Below are 17488 nucleotides of genomic sequence, written 5' to 3' on the forward strand. Positions count from 1 at the left end.
TAATCTTAATATTTTAAAAATTTCAAGTGACTTTTAGGGGATTCCATTGTAATAAGACAGGCAGCAAAAGATACCTGTCTCTAATTTTATATGCCAATTTTATTGTTCTAATTTAGCATATTCTGCGGCATACTCTTTGCCCATTTTGTCTCCACCGCTAGCTCTCCATTTTTCTATTTCTTTTTTCCAACCATCTTCATCCAATTGCCCCATAATAAACTTTATATTTGCATCAGAAATGGTCGTATTTAATTGTGGTCCTTTATCGGCTTGTGTGTCTGAAATTAATCTAGTTGCAGGATTATGAATAGCAAAAGATTCATTTTCAATCGGAAGTTCTATTTCTACCTTCTCTAGCGCCGAAATATCACCTTCTAGCGCATTCGTTTCCGCTGGTACAATTCCAAGTGGTAATGTGTAAGGAAGAATGACATCATTATGAAGGTCTGCTCCCTCATTTAAAACAGGCTTCTCATCAACCAAGTCATAATGCTTTCCTTCAATTCCCCATTTAAATAATGTATGCATCGGCTCTTCCTGAAGTTTTTCAAAAAAGGCTAAAACTTGAAGTAATTCCTCTTCTGTTTTTATAGCTGACTTTGGAAAAACAAATATCCCATTATGTCCTCCTCCTGCAGGAACCCTCTTTCCGTGAGGCCCCTCAAGTAAACTGAATGCTGCCAATTCTACATTTGGGTCATGTTCTCTAATTCGATTATACATACGTACAATCGAATTACTCGTATCAGGCCAAACTCCAGCTTTTCCCAGTGAAAAGGCTTCTTCCCATTGAGAACGCTCAATAACAGCAAAATCTTCTGTAATTAATCCATCGTCATATAACTTTTTAAAGAATTTCAACCCATCCAAATATTCTGGGGTAGATGTTGTATGAATAAACTCTCCATCTTTCTCTTCCCAACCATTTGGTGCACCAAATAGAGGAGCAAACCGATTAATCAATCCTTCCTTTTCCACAGTCATACCGTACGTATCATCCTTCCCATTCTGATCAGGATCATTATAGGTAAAGGCATGGAGCATTTCGTAAAACTCTTCAATCGTTTGTGGTTCCTTCATTCCCAAGTTATCCAACCAGTCCTTTCGGTAGGTATAAATATCACGGGCTAAGGGTCGCATCCGCGGAAGCCCATAGGTTTTTCCATCGGTGGAAATATTTTCGAAAATAATCGGATTAATGCTTGATAAGTTTGGAAATTTATCTAAGTAAGGACCAATTTCCCAAAACAGATCGCCCCTAAACGCATTAATCATATATGGCTCTCTGAACTGATTCATACCGATGACCATAGGCATATCTCCTGAAGCAATAACAGCCGGTAACTTTTCTGAAAAGGTTGCACCTGGAGCAGCTTGGATATCCAATTTTGTATTTGTATATTCCTCTATCGCTTTTTCAACATCATTTCCTTTTTGCGGAAATTCGATGCCATCGAAATGCATCATAATACTTATTTCTAATTCTCCATCCTGGTTAGAACTAGGTTTTTCACTAGCCACTTGCTCTTTCCCACTACAACTTACTAAAAAAATTACAGGTAACACCAACCCAATCATAAAAACAAATAATTTCTTCAACATGGCTCTTTCTCCTCCTTTTTTCAGACAAAATTGATTTATTCCCGTGTTAACTGTCTGTTACAGCCTGTTGATTAAAGTTTCACTTTATCCTTTAACAGATCCAAGTAATACCCCTTTTGCAAAGTGTTTTTGTAAGAAAGGATATACTAACAGGATAGGGACGGTGGAAATCACAATAACTGCCATCTTAATTCCTTCCGAAAAAACAACTGCATCATCTGCAATTTCAGAAGAGTCTCCAATTGAACCTTGAGCTAAGATCACAACTTGTCGAAGTAATACTTGCACCGGCCATTTTAATGGATTATTAATATATAAAACAGCATTGAAATACTGATTCCATAATCCAACTGAGTAAAAAAGACCAAAAGCAGCCATTGCCGGCAATGATAGAGGGATGACGATTCTAAATAAAATACCCACTTCATGACATCCATCCATTCTCGCCGATTCCTTCAATTCTTCCGGTATCCCTTGAAAAAAGTTTTTCATAATTATAAGGTAAAAAGCACTAATAGCATTAGGAATCATTAATGCCCATAATGAATCTATTAGTCCCGTCCCTTTGACGATAAAATACGTAGGGATCATCCCCCCATTAAATAACATTGTGAAGATTACTAGCAGCAAAATGATCCGCCTACCCGCAATATGAGTATGTGCTAAAGCATAGGCCATTAACGAAGTAAAAAATAAGTTAATAAATGTTCCTAAAATGGTGATATAAACCGAGACGCCCATACTTCTGGCAAATGTTTCAGTTGAAAAAATATAACGGTATGCATCTAAAGAAAAACCCGTTGGAATAATCGATGATGAATTGGAAAAGGATGTCATTACAACATATAAAAACGGAAGAACAGTTACTAAGGCAATAATAAATAAAATCAGGTGGTTAAATACATCGAATATTCTACTTCCAATCGTTTTATCCTGAATCAAGTGTTATTCCTCCCTCCCGCTTTTTTGCTAATAGAGGATGTTCAAAAAGTCCGGTAAAAATGACACTGCGAATTTCTTCGTTGGCTTGTTTCTGCGCTGCTCATGTATTTAAAAGCATACATTCCTCTGCTCGAAACTGCGCCGCCTCGAACTTCTTGGTCCTTTTTATCTTCCTTTTTGAGCACGCACTAATAAATCCCCTCTTCACCAAATTTCTTTGCCAATGAATTGGCTCCTATAACTAATATAAAACCTACAATCGATTTAAATAGACCGACTGCTGCACTGTAGCTAAATTGCCCTTGTCTGATCCCAACTTGATATACGTAAGTATCAAAGACTTCTCCAACTTCACGGTTCATTGCATTTAACATAAGAAAGATTTGTTCAAAGCCCAAATCCAAGAAATTCCCAAGACGGAGAATAAGCAAGATCACTATGACACTACGGATAGAAGGTAAGGTAATATGCCATAATAGTCGCCACCGATTAGCACCGTCAATCCGCGCAGCCTCATATAGTTGTGAATTCACACCCGCTAAAGCTGCAAGAAAGATAATTGTTCCCCATCCAGCATCCTTCCAAATCATTTGAATGATGATAAGCGGACGAAACCAATCCTGACTCATTAAAAACGGGATTTTATCGCCTCCCACCCAAGAGATAAGTTCATTTATGATTCCACCTTCTGTAGTTAATAAAATATAGCTGATCCCAACAACAACAACCCATGATAGAAAATGGGGAACATAAACCATGGTTTGAACAAAACGTTTGAACATTTCTTTTCTAACTTCATTCAATAAAAGGGCAATAATAATGGTGATAGGGAAGAAAATCATTAAGTCTAGAAACGCAATATATAGGGTATTTCTAAACAACATCCAAAACTCAGGTTCACTAAAAAACCTTTCAAAATGTTTGAATCCTACCCACTGGCTATTCCATATACCTAGGTGGGGCTGGTAGTTCTGAAAAGACATTAAAACTCCCCACATTGGCAGATATTTATAAACAAGAAAATAGACAAGACCTGGTAATAAAAATAAATAAAGCCATCGATCTTTCCACAAACGTATTGTAAGCGGTTTCCCTTTTGGTGATAAAAATCTCTGCTGAGTAGTCTCAGCTAGCGGCGTTGCTTTAGAACTCATAGATAAACCTCCTTTTCTTGTCTGATTTTCAATTTACCAAAAATTCCTCTCCCAATAAGATCATTGCCTATATATAAATTAACAAAGCCGCTAATTACAGTCTACATCCATCTTATTACCTTATTTACAGAATCTTTATGAGGCATACAAGCCATACATTGCATTTATAAATCCGAAAAATAAACATACATCTCTTAACCTTAACTATCCATTTCATGATCTATAGAAGGCTGTGAGCGGCCGCTATGTGCCACTCCTATTTCTCCTAAAACCCAAAAAGAAAATAAGACCGAAACAAAAGAAACATAAATCGAAAATAATTTATGTTTCTTCGTTTCGGTCCATAAAAAAACTCATTTGTTCAACTATTTACGATCCTTTATTCGTTCGATTGTAATATCTTTAATAATTTCCCTTACGACATAACTAGCCGCAATTAAACCTGCTGTTGAAGGAACGAAGGCATTGGAAGAAGGAGGCGTTTGCGCTTTTCGAATATCCGATTCGTCATTCCCCACGGTCTTTCGAACATCTTCCTTGATCACAATCGGGCTCTCATCCGAAAAAACAACCGGGATTCCCTTTCCGATCCCTTCCTTTTTCAACCTCGTCCGAATGACTTTTGCAATCGGATCCGTATGGGTCTTCGAGATATCACTTATCTTCAATCGTGTAGGGTCCATCTTGTTTGCTGCACCCATGGAGGAGATTATCGGAATTTTCCGCTCTAAACATTCCTTCATTAATAAAATTTTGTAACTAATTGTATCTGAGGCATCTACTACAAAATCAGGTTGTTGTTCAAAAAACAGGTCTGAGGTTTCTTCTGTATAAAACATTTTCAAGGAAACCACTCTACATTCGGGATTAATATCTTGAATCCTTTTCTCCATTAAATCAACTTTCGGTTGACCGACAGTTGATAATAACGCAATCAATTGTCGATTGACATTGGTTATATCTACATCATCTTTATCAACCAAAACCAGTTTTCCAACTCCAGATCGAGCTAAAGCTTCTGCTGCAAAAGTACCTACCCCACCTACCCCTAGAACAGCTACTGTACTGTTCTTCAGTCGGTCAAGCCCTTCTTGTCCAATCGCTAATTCATTGCGCGAAAATTGGTGTAACATCTTGTTCAACTCCGTATAATCAGTTTACTTTCAAAAAATATAATATCTTCTCGTAGATTTCACTGCTAGATAAAATAACGAGATCGTGTGAAACCATCGCAAGCTAAAAAAGTTCATTTTACACAGTAAAAAAACAACCAACATTTCCCCAGCTGGTTGTATCATTGAAAAAAATGGATAAATCCCGATTATGCCGTCTTTTTAACCTTTGTTTTGAACCCGCTCTAGGCAGGTGGGTGTCCTGCTACAAACCTCATATGTCCTCTCAAGCGGAGGCTTATACTCGAAAGGTAGACAAACAGACTCCCGTAATTATAACTTGTCGGTCAAAACGATAAGGCATTAGGACGAACACATCAGGATTTATCCTGTTAATAAAATATTATCACAGGTTATTTATTTTTTCAAATGGAGCGAAATGGGGATTTCTCCCTGTTTTTAATAAGAGAATATAGATTTTGGCTAATGCCTTATTTAGCTCCAGCGCCCAACGACTAGCAAACTTTCAGTACCTTACTACGATAAGTCAACAGCGATTCCCCGACAGGCTCATCGGGTTTCCTTTATCTTTGGCCAACTGGATGTTGATTAGAACGGCGTTGCGATGTACAGGATGTACGAGTGCGGACGAAGCGACAGGACGTCGCGGTTTGAGTCTGCCGCCAGGACGGCACGAATTTAGCCGTTCAACCTTATCCTCTAAGTTTATACACCGCTAAACAGGCGCTTGCGCTTTTCTTAATCCTCTTTCACCAAATGCAAATGTAATTCCTGTAACTGTTGTTCACTTACGATGTCTGGCGCCTTCATTAATAGGTCACTCGCACTTGCTGTTTTCGGAAATGCAATCGTGTCACGCAAGCTACCACTACCGGAAAGAAGCATGACTAGCCGATCTAAGCCAAGGGCGATTCCACCATGTGGAGGAGTTCCATATTCAAATGCTTCGAGCAGGAAACCAAATTTTTCTTTCGCTTCCTCTTCTGAAAATCCAAGTGCCTTAAACATTTTTTCTTGGATATCTTTTTCAAAAATTCTCAAAGATCCTCCACCAAGCTCATATCCATTTAACACAAGGTCGTAAGCCTGTGCTTTTACTTCTGCGGGATTCGTTTCTAGCTTATCAATATCCTCACGAACAGGCATCGTAAAAGGATGATGGGCAGCGGAATAACGACCTTCCTCCTCGTCGTATTCTAATAATGGCCAATCCACAACCCAAAGAAATTGATACACAGATTCATCAATTAATTTCAGGTCTTTGCCTAATTTTAGACGTAAAGCTCCTAAGGCATCTGCAACAACGGAACTCTTATCTGCCACAAATAGAATTAAATCTCCAGATTGAGCGGAGAGCGTTTGGCATAATTCAGCTTGCTCTGATTCCGAGAAAAATTTTGCAATCGGCCCTTTCAAAGTGGTTTCTTCGACTTTCATCCAAGCCAATCCTTTTGCTCCATATCTTGCTGCAAATTCTCCAAGGGCGTCAATATCTTTTCGAGAATAGTGCTGATTGCCATCTTTCACCACAATTGCCTTTACTTGTCCCCCTGATGACACTGCTCCTGAGAATACTTTAAAGCCGCTATCCTTTACATGTTGAGATACATCATTTAGTTCCATTCCAAAACGAGTATCAGGCTTATCAGAACCGAATCTCGCCATTGCATCGTCATACTTTAGAATTGGGAATGGTGTTTCAATCTCAATATTCTTCGTTGCACGCATAATTTTTTTCATCATTGCTTCCATCATGTTTCGAATATCATCTTGACTCATAAAACTAGCTTCAATATCCACTTGTGTAAATTCTGGCTGTCGATCTGCTCTCAAATCTTCATCTCTGAAACAACGGGCAATCTGATAATATTTATCAAATCCACTTACCATCAATAATTGTTTAAACAATTGTGGAGACTGAGGCAATGCAAAAAACTCGCCAGCATGTACCCTACTTGGAACTAAATAATCTCTTGCTCCTTCAGGTGTGCTCTTTGTTAAAATCGGTGTCTCCATATCTAAGAACCCTTCGTCATCTAGAAAATTACGAATCGTTTTCGTGATATCGGAACGCATTTTAAATACGGAATACATATCGGGCCGACGCAAATCGAGATAACGGTATTTCAAACGAATTTCCTCAGCGGCATCTGTTCGATCTTCAATCATAAATGGTGGCGTTTTGGCTTCGTTCAGCACGGTGATATCAGATACGAGCACTTCAATTGTCCCAGTAGAAATATTCGGATTTATTGTACTATCCTCTCTCTTCACAACCTGGCCACGTACATCTAGTACGTATTCATTTCTTACTTTTTCTGCTTTTTCCAAAGCTTCTTTTGACATATCAGGGTTAAATACAATTTGTACAATTCCTGAACGGTCACGTAAATCAATAAAGATTAGTCCGCCTAAGTCTCTTCGTCTTTGAACCCAGCCTTTTAAAACAACGGACTCTCCAACAGCCGATTCTGTTACTTCTCCACAATAATAGGATCTTCCAAACATCTCTTTTCCCCCCATCAACTTAACAATTCCTCTTTAAGATGCTCCAAGGCGACTTCTTTTTGTTCTCCGTTCGCAAGGTTTTTCACTGTTGCTACACCTGAGGATAATTCATCATCCCCAATGATCACGGCATGTTGTGCACCAAGACGCTCTGCAGCTTTAAACTGTGCTTTTAATTTCCGATTCATATAATCTCGTTCAACAGATAGACCATCACGACGTAAATTTTCCAACAACGCAACCGAATAATCTTTTGCTTTTTCGCCTAGAGCAATAATATAAGCATTGATTTGTTTGTTTTTTTCCATTGGAATAGCTTCTGCCTCTAAGGCATGAATTAATCGTTCTATACTTAAAGCAAAACCGATTCCAGGAGTGTCAGGTCCCCCCATTTCTTGTACGAGGCCATTGTATCTGCCACCGCCGCAAAGAGTTGTAATCGCTCCAAACCCTTCCGCTTCACTCATAATTTCAAAAGCAGTGTGATTATAATAGTCCAAACCTCTTACAAGAGTAGGATCGACAACAAATTCAATGTTCATGCCCTGTAAATAATGTTGAACTTGCTTGAAATAAGTGTCTGAATCATCGTTTAGAAAATCGAGAATAGATGGAGCTGATGCCATTAACTCATGATCACGATCCTTTTTACAATCCAAAATCCGAAGCGGATTTTTTTCTAATCTTTCTTGACAATCTGAGCAAAATTCATCAATGCGTGGTCGGAAGTGTTGAATCAATGCATCTCTGTGAGCCTTTCTGCTTTCTCGATCACCAAGACTATTTATAACAAGCTTCAATCGTTTAAGGCCTAAGCTACGATAGAATTGCATTGCTAGAGCAAGCACTTCTGCATCTATGGCTGGATCCCTACTGCCTAGTGCCTCTACACCAAACTGTACAAATTGTCTGTATCTACCTGACTGTGGGCGTTCGTAGCGAAACATAGGTCCAAGATAATAAAGCTTAACAGGTTGATTGGGTAACCCAAACATTTTATTTTCCGTAAAAGAACGCACAATCGCAGCTGTTCCCTCTGGACGTAATGTCAGATCTCTCCCCCCACGATCCTGAAAGGAATACATTTCTTTTTGAACAATATCAGTCGTATCCCCCACACTTCGTTGGAATAATTCTGTTTGTTCAAAAATGGGTGTTCTTATTTCTTGATACTGATACAATTGACATACTTTTTTAGCTGTTTCTTCAATCCATTGCCACTTCTCTACTTCTCCTGGCAAAATATCCTGTGTGCCTCTAGGTATTTGAATCGCCAATGTTTAATCCCCCTTACATTTTTTCATGACTATATATAGCTAAACGGACATTTTTTCTACAAAAAAAACTCCCGTCCCTTGTTCCGAAAAACAAGGGACGAGAGTTTATTTCCCGCGGTGCCACCCTTTTTAAAGCTATATATTTAACAGCTTTCACTTTAACCGTTATCGCCTGTGTACGTCCAACTTCTACTATCTTTAAGAGGTTGTTCAAAAAGTCCGGTAAAAATGACACTTCGAATTTCTTCGTTGGCTTGTTTCTGCGCTGCTCATGTATCAGGTGATAAGGATCTTCCGTTAAAACCGCCCACGTCCTGTGGGCAACACGGAAGTCAGTACATCCTGTACAAGTCCACTGCTTAAAACTGCGCCGCCTTGAACTTCTTGGTCCTTTTTATCCTCCTTTTTGAACACACACTTTATGGGTTCGAAGAGGAAGCCTACGGAATGTGCTTCATTAAGAAATATATCAGAGAAATGCTTTCAACCGAGGCATTTCCTCTCTTTCTGACCATTCTTAATTACTTTTTCCCTCATCAGCTTAATATTGTAATTTGATTATTTTATCATACGAATTTCGTGCTTCTTTGTCAATAGCTTCCAAATATTTTAAGAACGATAAAGACTTTTTTTCCAAGCCTTTATTTCTGATAAAGTTAAACCAGCTTCGTGAATGGATTCATGTAATAGATCCATATTGTTTTTTTCACACTTATCTTGCAAATCCATTTGAATGATCTGGGAAGAGCTATAGATTAATGTTTGATTTTTCTCATTCGCTCTCATTTATTTTTTCCTCTCTTTCAAGTTTCTAATAGTATGTCCTGTAAAAAAAGTTTTATAAAGTGAAACTTCATTCAGTGGGGATTTTTTCATCCCCCACTGAATGTTAGTTGAACCAATCGGGGATTTACTGGCAGTTGTCCCCCACTTACAATTCTCGTTTTCACCTCGAATTCTTGAAATGGGGGTCTTACTGCCAGTTAATTCGGGATAAAAAAAGGATTTTGAACAAATATCAAGAATACTTACATTGATAATGAACTATGCAAGCTGGTACAATGAGGTGAATCTGATTAAAAGCGCAAGCTTCTTGATCAGCCTGACAAGCAAATGGTCCTGAACCTATGAAGGGAAGGGTTATTAAGTAGAACATCGGCTTAAAGGGAAGACATCCTGTTGGCGGACTCAAACGCGACATCCTGTCGCTTCGTCTACACTAGTTCGTAACGCCGATGGACTCTCGCTCCTGCGAGCCTAGAAGCGATGGCGCCTGGAGCTAGATACAAACACTAGCCAAATTTATACTTTCTTACCTCATTAGAAAGGCGGTTTTATTTGCGGTGAAAAAAAGAATGATTTTTTTAATAATCACAGCATTATTTGTAGCAATTATTATGTATTTTTCTCCTGTCACATCAGCAGATTCCGAAAAAGTGACGATTACAGGTGAGATTGTCAATGTTCGCGAACAGCCTGGGACAACTTATTCTATTGTTACCCAAATTCATCAGGGAGAAACCTATACTCTAATAGATCATAAAGATGACTGGTATAAAATTAAATTGAGTTCCAATCAAACTGGTTGGATTGCAAGCTCGTTAGCGGAACAACAAGCGAATGCAAAGACTGTAATGGCAACAGTCAATACCGATATTTTGAATGTTAGGGCTGAAGCAGATTCAACTAGCTCGAAAATTGGGGTTCTTCATCAAGGGGATCAAGTGAAAAAAATTGGGGAACAAAATGACTGGAGCCAAATTGAATATCAATCTAAGAAGGCTTGGGTAAATAGTGCCTATTTAAGTATAGAAGAACATGTATCTACTACAACTGATGAAAATCCGATTAGAATTTTGTATGACGGGACGAATGTCCGGAAAAAACCTGCCTTAAAATCCAAAATTATGACACAAGTTTCAGCAGGTGATACCTTTTATCCGTTAGAAAAAAAAGGAGACTGGTATAAAATTGAATATGCTAGTGGAAAAACAGGATATGTAGCAAGTTGGATTGTCAGCGCCTATGAAGGGGATCTACAATTCAAAGGAAAACCAGGTGCTAAAACAATCGTGATTGATCCCGGGCATGGTGGAAGAGATCAAGGAGCCACTGGTGTCAATGGCAGTCTTGAAAAAACTCTAAACTTGGAAGTAGGAAATCTGCTTGCACGTAAATTAGATAAGGCAGGCTTCAATGTCGTTCTCACTCGTTCCACAGATAAGTATGTTAGCTTAGAATCAAGGACAGAACAAGCAAATTATGAACAGGCAGATGCCTTTATCAGTTTACATTTTGACAGTATTGAAGATCAACAAGTTGTGGGGCATACTTCTTACTATTATAATGAGCAAGATAAGGTTTTAGCACAAACAATCCATAATGAAATTACAAATATGGTCGAGCTACATGATCGCGGAGCTCGTTCCGGAGATTTTTACGTCCTAAGAGAGAATTTACAACCAGCCATTTTGCTAGAATTAGGATATATCAGTAACGCTCATGAAGAAAAGATTATGAATTCACAATCATTTCACGAGCAAGTAACCGATGCAGTCGTTAAAGGATTGAATAAGTATTTTAATGAATAGAATGGAGTTTGATCATAAAACATCACAGGCTGACGCACGAATCAGAGCCTGTGATTTCCCTATATGTTTGGCCCAATTTATTTTCTTTTTTCTGTGTTCTCCAAATATTCAATATACTTGGTATACCTATTGCTATACTTCAACGGCATATAAAGCCAGTTTCCTGTGAAAACAGACACACTAAAAAAATTATTAATCATATTCTTCAAACAGAAGAGGTTTGACATTTTCACACGGAAAATTAGCACTTCTGCGTAAATCAACTATCCACTTCTAATTTAAGAAAAGCGCAAGCGCCTTGCTCAGCCCCGACAAGCAAATGTTCTGAGACAAGAAAAGTCCGGTTTTAACTTTTATTGGCTCAGGTTATTTGACCTCGAGGGGCTAGGCGCTGGAGCTAGATCAAAACACTAGCCAAAATTTTATACTTTCTTATCTTTTAAAAAAGGAGCCTCCAAAAGTAGGTCATTGATCTTTTGGATAGCTCCTTCTTTGCTATAATATTCATTTTTCAAGAACCAATGTAACAGGTCCTTCATTCACAAGCGATACATCCATCATTTCGCCAAAAACGCCTGTTTCAACCTGCAGGCCTTTCTCTCGCAAAATATTATTGAAATAATCATACAATGCTTCTGCTTCTTCGGGCTTGGCCGCTTTCATGAAATTAGGGCGCCTCCCTTTCGTGCAATCCCCATAGAGTGTAAATTGAGAAATAGACAAGATAGAACCTTCTTCATCATATAAAGAGCGATTCATTTTCCCATTCTCATCTTCAAATACACGCAGATGAATGATTTTTTCGGCTATCCACTCACAAGCTTGCACTGTATCCCCTTCTTGAAAACCAACTAATAACATGAACCCACGCCCGATTTCTCCTACAACTTCTTCATTTACCGTAACGTTTGCTTTTTTACATCTTTGTAAGACAACCTTCATTCTAGCTAAACCCCTTTAATTCATAATCCTACGTACGGAATAAATGTCCGGTATTTGCTTGATTTTATCGACAACCTTGTGCAAATGGCTAATATTTTGAATGGAGATGGTCATCAGAATCGTAGCCATTTTATTTCGATCAGCACGTCCAGTAACAGCTGTGATATTTGTTTTCGTTGCACTGACTGTTTGCAAAACTTCATTTAGTATTCCACTACGATCAAACCCAGTAATTTCAATATCAACCTTATACTCTTTATGTTGATAGGTAGCCGTTTCCCATTCTACCTCAATAAGGCGATTACTCATTCCCTCTGTATCAATGTTTGGACAATCAGCACGATGAACAGAAACACCTCTCCCTTTTGTAATAAAGCCAATAATGTCATCTCCAGGTACAGGATTACAACATCGCGAAAGACGGATCAAAAGATTATCTGTTCCTTTCACTCTTACACCTGCATCATGGCGTTTGGGACGAGAGTCTGTCTTCGTTTCAGCTATCATTATTTCTTCTATTTTTTCTTCTTGATCTCGCTGCTTTCTTAATTTTTCAGTTAAGCGATTTGCCACTTGGAGCGCGGAAATACCATTATATCCTACACTAGCGAACATATCTTCTTCATTTGAAAAATTAAATTTGTCGGCCACTTTTTGAAGATTTTCAGAGGTCATAACCTTTTTTACTTCAAAATCTAGCTCTTTTATTTCCTTCTCAATTAATTCTCGGCCTTTTTCTATATTTTCCTCTTTACGTTGCCGCTTAAAAAACTGTTTGATTTTATTTTTTGCTTGGGAAGTTTGGGCAAGCTTTAACCAATCTTGGCTAGGTCCATAGGAATGCTTGGACGTTAATATTTCAATAATATCCCCTGTTTTCAACTTATAGTCCAGTGTTACAATCTTGCCATTCACTTTAGCCCCTATCGTTTTATTCCCGATCTCAGAATGAATACGATAGGCAAAATCTATTGGTACAGAACCAGCTGGAAGTTCGATGACATCGCCCTTTGGCGTGAAAACAAAAACCATATCCGAGAATAAGTCTATTTTCAAAGATTCCATGAATTCTTCTGCATCATCTGTTTCATTTTGAAACTCAAGAATTTCACGGAACCAACTCAATTTTTTATCCAATGTATCTTTTGAATCATTTGTTTTTCCTTCTTTATAAGCCCAGTGGGCTGCAACCCCGTATTCAGAAATACGATGCATTTCTTTCGTACGAATTTGCACCTCTAAAGGCTCACCTCTTGGCCCAATCACTGTTGTGTGAAGAGACTGATACATATTGGGCTTAGGCATCGCAATATAATCCTTAAAGCGACCAGGCATTGGCTTCCAACAAGTATGAATGATTCCTAAAGCGGCATAACAATCTTTAATACTATTGACAATAATCCGCACGGCTAATAAATCATAAATTTCGTTAAATTGCTTATGTTGAACAACCATCTTACGATAAATGGAATAAATATGTTTAGGGCGTCCGTATACCTCCGACTTTATTTCCATCTCGTCTAATTTTGCTTTTACGCCTGTCATGACGTCTTCTAAATACTGCTCTCGCTCTTCTCTTTTCCGCTTCATTAAGTTGACAATTCGGTAGTATTGCTGTGGATTCAAATAGCGCAAAGCCGTATCTTCTAGTTCCCATTTAATCTTTGAAATACCGAGACGATGCGCAAGTGGAGCAAATATCTCAAGTGTTTCGTTTGCGATTCTTCTTTGTTTAGGAGCTGGTAAGTGTTTTAGAGTTCGCATATTATGAAGTCTGTCAGCTAGCTTAATTAGGATCACGCGAATATCTTGGGCCATAGCGACAAACATTTTCCGATGGTTTTCAGCTTGTTGTTCCTCGTGTGATTTGTATTTAATTTTCCCTAGTTTTGTGACTCCATCAACGAGCATCGCCACTTCACTGGAAAAATCATTGGAAATATCAGCTAACGTCAATTCCGTATCCTCTACCACATCATGAAGAAAACCCGCCGCGATTGTTGCTGGATCCATCTCTAAGTCAGCTAGAATGCCAGCCACTTGAATAGGATGGATAATATAAGGTTCACCGGATTTACGAAATTGATCTTTATGAGCATTCTTAGCAAACTTATAAGCCCTTCTAACAAACGCAACGTTTTCCTCATTTAAATATTCACTTGTCTTATTGAGTACATCTTCTGCCGATATGTTTTGGTCTTTTGCCATGAGGATCACCTTTTATTTAAATAATAATTACCATGTCGTGTTACTATCTATATTATCGAATATTAAGACATTCTGGAATAAAATGACACTTTTTTTCCAAAAGAATTTGATTACACTATTTTCATATAGACTAACTATTCGTATTTAGCCGAGAGCTGTATGTTTTCGATACTTAGCTATTAAAGAATAAGGAAGGCTGTCACAATGTTCCTCTAATCTTGAGAGTAAGTTACATTGGACAGCCTCTGACTATATGAGTTAAAACGTCATTAATGAAAGTATATCATAACGATCAAGCTTTTCTCTTCCGTTCAAGTAGGAAAGCTCTATTAAGAAAGCGATTCCAACCACAATCCCGCCTAATTTTTCGACTAATTCTATCGTTGCGAGAATGGTTCCGCCTGTAGCTAATAAATCATCTGTTATTAACACGCGTTGGCCTGGCTTGATGGCATCCTTATGGATGGTTAATATATCCTTCCCATATTCTTTGCCATAATCGGCTTTGATTGTTTCGCGTGGTAGCTTCCCTTCTTTTCGAACAGGAGCAAATCCTAAGCTTAATGCATAGGACACAGGGCAACCAATAATAAAGCCCCGAGCTTCTGGGCCGACTATGACATCCACTTCTTTTTCTTTTGCATACTGAACAATTTGATCTGTTGCATAATGATAGGCTTCCCCATTATCCATTAAAGTTGTAATATCTTTAAATACTACCCCTTCTTGTGGCCAATCAGGTACGATCGTGATAAATTGTTTTAAATCCATGTGCTTACTTCCTCCTCTGCCAACACCTTTTGTGCAAGCCTCTCATCAAACCATTTTTTTAGTTCATCATATGTGGAATAAGTAAATTCCCTTTCCACTTTTATTTGTTCTAACTTCATTTTGTATGTAGGTGAATCATCTAAATCCCTTTTTCCTTTTTGGGGATTTATTTTAATGAGCCCATCCTTTATTGTAACAAAATCTAGTTCAAAAAACACTTTTGACATAAATAAAATGGTTTCTTTGGACCAGCCACGGTGAGTAGCTAGATCTTTTCCATATTTTTTCAGATCAAAGGTCCCTCTTTTTAATAGAAATGCATAATACCATTTAAAATGATCTCTCGTCGGTACAGTCGCAAAAAAGTGAGCTTCTTCTTGGAGAAAATGGGTATAGATCGATGCCGGCATTTTATCTTTTACAAGCGCCTCTATCCAGGAAATTTGTGACGGCAGGTCAAATAAGATGATATTTCTTCCATTTATATCTAAATGATTGGCATCTTCTTTCTCTGTTATACATTTGCTTTCGAGATTAGCGCCATATGCCTTAAAATGCTTTTCTGAAAAAAAGATAAACAATCCTTCTTTTTCTTTTAAATAAGTCATCCAGTGTTCAAATTGGCGATTTCCCCGTAAATCAAATAGTTGCCATTCTTCAATCGAAACATCTTTCAAGAATATCTGGGGCTTCCTCTGATTATTCCATTCATTTATAGAAAGTTGCCCGATAACAGATGTCGTAGCTCCAAGTGAGAGATCTGGGGCAAGATGTCCCAGCTGAAATCCAATCCCATCAAGGGATTGATCCTGCTGTGCTAAGGTCATCCGTAAATGATTTTTGTTTGCACCAATTTTTTTAGTTGATGTAATCATTGCCTTTTCAATCAGGATTTGTGGTTTGGGATTCCCCATTCCATACGGAGCCAGGTGATTTAATTGGGCGATAGAATTAAGATCAATCTCTGTGAGCGAAATGGCTGCATCTACTTCTGTTATAGGTATTAAATCTTCCGAGTTCAATTGATCCTTAGCTGAATTGTTTAATCTTTGCCGCAGTGTATCAACATCATCAATTGCTAAAGACATTCCTGCCGCCATGGCATGCCCACCGAAATGAGGAAGGATGTCAGAACAAGTGGATAAATTATCAAAGAGATTAAAGCCTTGTATGCTTCGAGCAGATCCTTTCGCCATCCCCGTTTCTTCATCAAAACTTAGAATAATCGTTGGCCGGTAAAACTTCTCTACTAGCCTAGAAGCCACAATCCCGATAACCCCCACATTCCAACCTGTTTTTCCGATAACAAGGACTTTATTTTCCGCAAGATTGAAATGATCATGAACCATTTGAATCGCTTCATCAGCAATGGATGAGACAATATGCTTACGTTCATTATTCATTTGATCTACCTCTGCAGCCAGCATTTTTGCCTCTGAGGCATTATTGGTCTGTAACAGTTGAACAGCAGGACCGGCATGTTCTAGCCTGCCAGGAGCATTCAAACGCGGGCCAATCGTAAATCCAACTGTTTCTTCATTGATCTCAGAAATGGTATTCCCTGCTAATTCACATAATTCTTGTAAGCCAAGACGCGGGGTATTCGCTAATTTCTTTAAACCTTTTTTAACAAGTGTACGATTCTCCCCATAAAGAGGGACTAAATCCGCAATCGTTCCAATTGCAACTAGATCAAGTAAATCTTCTGGAAGATCTCCATTTAATGCATGGGCTAACTTAAAAGCAACCCCCACTCCAGCTAAGTTTGCATATGGATATGTAGAGCCTGGAATGTTTGGATGGATAATCGAAAAGGCTTCTGGGAGCTCTTCCCCAGCTTCATGGTGATCTGTAATAATTAAATCGATGCCTAATTCTTTTGCCTGCCTCGCTTCATCTAAGGCGGCAATGCCAGTATCGACTGTAATGATTAATTGCACCCCATCTTCATATGCTTTCTGAAAAGCTTCCTTGTTTGGTCCATATCCTTCTGAAAAACGATTGGGTATATAATAAGTAACATTGGCTCCCATTTTTGATAAGGTTTCTAACAGAACGGTTGTACTTGTAACACCATCGGCATCATAATCGCCGAATATCAAGATTGGCTGCTGTTCATGAATGGCTAGTTGGATTCGTTCAACTGTTTTTTCCATATCTGAGAAAAGAAAAGGATCATATAGCTCTTCTCTTTCTGCATACATAAAAGATTCTGCTTCTCCTTTCGTAGATATTCCACGATTCACTAACAAGGTTGCTACGAGAGGAGGAATATCGAGTTGTTGTGATAATTCATTGGTTAGCTGCTGATTCGTTTCCCGCACGATCCAGCGACTACTTGGCTTTAACATCTTTTCACT

Annotated in this window: 12 protein-coding genes and 1 other RNA gene; 1 reads left to right on the forward strand and 12 read right to left on the reverse strand. The window is 38.4% G+C overall.

All coding sequences use genetic code 11. From position 1 onward, the window contains the following. Positions 1-99: 99 nt before the first annotated feature. The 8 genes from IPU53_RS13600 to IPU53_RS13635 form a co-directional block, all read right to left on the reverse strand. A complete protein-coding gene (locus IPU53_RS13600) occupies positions 100-1602 on the reverse strand; it encodes an extracellular solute-binding protein (protein WP_207451530.1) in 1503 nt (500 codons plus the stop codon). A gap of 84 nt (positions 1603-1686) precedes the next feature. Further along, positions 1687-2544 (reverse strand): carbohydrate ABC transporter permease, encoded by an 858-nt coding sequence (locus tag IPU53_RS13605; RefSeq protein ID WP_207451532.1) that lies wholly within the window; start codon positions 2542-2544, stop codon positions 1687-1689. Positions 2545-2732: 188 nt separating this feature from the next. Beyond that, entirely contained in the window at positions 2733-3698 is a 966-nt protein-coding gene (locus tag IPU53_RS13610) for an ABC transporter permease (protein ID WP_207451534.1), read from the reverse strand. Positions 3699-4063: 365 nt separating this feature from the next. After that, entirely contained in the window at positions 4064-4831 is a 768-nt protein-coding gene (locus tag IPU53_RS13615; protein ID WP_207451536.1) for a tRNA threonylcarbamoyladenosine dehydratase, read from the reverse strand. A gap of 177 nt (positions 4832-5008) precedes the next feature. Further along, positions 5009-5197: non-coding RNA, 6S RNA (ssrS, locus tag IPU53_RS13620), on the reverse strand. Positions 5198-5569: 372 nt separating this feature from the next. After that, positions 5570-7339 (reverse strand): aspartate--tRNA ligase, encoded by a 1770-nt coding sequence (gene aspS / locus IPU53_RS13625; RefSeq protein WP_207451538.1) that lies wholly within the window; start codon positions 7337-7339, stop codon positions 5570-5572. Between the two features lie 14 nt (positions 7340-7353). Beyond that, the gene (gene hisS, locus IPU53_RS13630) at positions 7354-8616 is read right to left on the reverse strand and encodes a histidine--tRNA ligase (RefSeq protein ID WP_207451540.1); all 1263 of its coding nucleotides are present in this window, start codon (positions 8614-8616) and stop codon (positions 7354-7356) included. Positions 8617-9225: 609 nt separating this feature from the next. After that, on the reverse strand, positions 9226-9402 hold the full coding sequence (locus tag IPU53_RS13635) for a hypothetical protein (RefSeq protein WP_207451543.1): 177 nt from the start codon (positions 9400-9402) through the stop codon (positions 9226-9228). A gap of 569 nt (positions 9403-9971) precedes the next feature. On the opposite strand from IPU53_RS13635, the gene IPU53_RS13640 reads away from it, so the two are divergent. After that, positions 9972-11207 carry an N-acetylmuramoyl-L-alanine amidase gene (locus IPU53_RS13640; protein ID WP_207451545.1) on the forward strand — a complete coding sequence of 412 codons (1236 nt, stop codon included), beginning with the start codon at positions 9972-9974 and terminating at the stop codon, positions 11205-11207. Positions 11208-11711: 504 nt separating this feature from the next. Here IPU53_RS13640 and dtd read toward each other — a convergent pair. From dtd to recJ, 4 genes are all read right to left on the reverse strand, one after another. Next, positions 11712-12149: a D-aminoacyl-tRNA deacylase gene (gene dtd, locus IPU53_RS13645; RefSeq protein ID WP_207451547.1), complete on the reverse strand. Its 438-nt coding sequence runs from the start codon at positions 12147-12149 to the stop codon at positions 11712-11714. Between the two features lie 15 nt (positions 12150-12164). Continuing rightward, entirely contained in the window at positions 12165-14357 is a 2193-nt protein-coding gene (locus IPU53_RS13650) for a RelA/SpoT family protein (RefSeq protein ID WP_207451549.1), read from the reverse strand. A gap of 258 nt (positions 14358-14615) precedes the next feature. Beyond that, positions 14616-15128 (reverse strand): adenine phosphoribosyltransferase, encoded by a 513-nt coding sequence (locus IPU53_RS13655; RefSeq protein WP_207451552.1) that lies wholly within the window; start codon positions 15126-15128, stop codon positions 14616-14618. Next, positions 15119-17479, reverse strand: coding sequence for a single-stranded-DNA-specific exonuclease RecJ (recJ, locus tag IPU53_RS13660; RefSeq protein WP_207451554.1), 2361 nt, complete (start codon positions 17477-17479; stop codon positions 15119-15121). Before recJ ends, IPU53_RS13655 begins: the two co-directional genes overlap by 10 nt. Positions 17480-17488 lie beyond the last annotated feature (9 nt).

It is taken from the genome of Bacillus sp. SD088, assembly GCF_017355205.1.
GTDB lineage: Bacteria > Bacillota > Bacilli > Bacillales > Bacillaceae_C > Lederbergia.

Excerpts from the sequence above, each read along its gene's own strand:
- IPU53_RS13615 (WP_207451536.1), bottom strand. The coding sequence starts at position 4,831 with ATGTTACACCAATTTTCGCGCAATGAATTAGCGATTGGACAAGAAGGG.
- IPU53_RS13650 (WP_207451549.1), bottom strand. The coding sequence starts at position 14,357 with ATGGCAAAAGACCAAAACATATCGGCAGAAGATGTACTCAATAAGACA.
- recJ (WP_207451554.1), bottom strand. The coding sequence starts at position 17,479 with ATGTTAAAGCCAAGTAGTCGCTGGATCGTGCGGGAAACGAATCAGCAG.
- IPU53_RS13610 (WP_207451534.1), bottom strand. The coding sequence starts at position 3,698 with ATGAGTTCTAAAGCAACGCCGCTAGCTGAGACTACTCAGCAGAGATTT.
- aspS (WP_207451538.1), bottom strand. The coding sequence starts at position 7,339 with ATGTTTGGAAGATCCTATTATTGTGGAGAAGTAACAGAATCGGCTGTT.
- IPU53_RS13640 (WP_207451545.1), top strand. The coding sequence starts at position 9,972 with ATGATTTTTTTAATAATCACAGCATTATTTGTAGCAATTATTATGTAT.
- IPU53_RS13635 (WP_207451543.1), bottom strand. The coding sequence starts at position 9,402 with ATGAGAGCGAATGAGAAAAATCAAACATTAATCTATAGCTCTTCCCAG.
- dtd (WP_207451547.1), bottom strand. The coding sequence starts at position 12,149 with ATGAAGGTTGTCTTACAAAGATGTAAAAAAGCAAACGTTACGGTAAAT.
- IPU53_RS13655 (WP_207451552.1), bottom strand. The coding sequence starts at position 15,128 with ATGGATTTAAAACAATTTATCACGATCGTACCTGATTGGCCACAAGAA.
- IPU53_RS13600 (WP_207451530.1), bottom strand. The coding sequence starts at position 1,602 with ATGTTGAAGAAATTATTTGTTTTTATGATTGGGTTGGTGTTACCTGTA.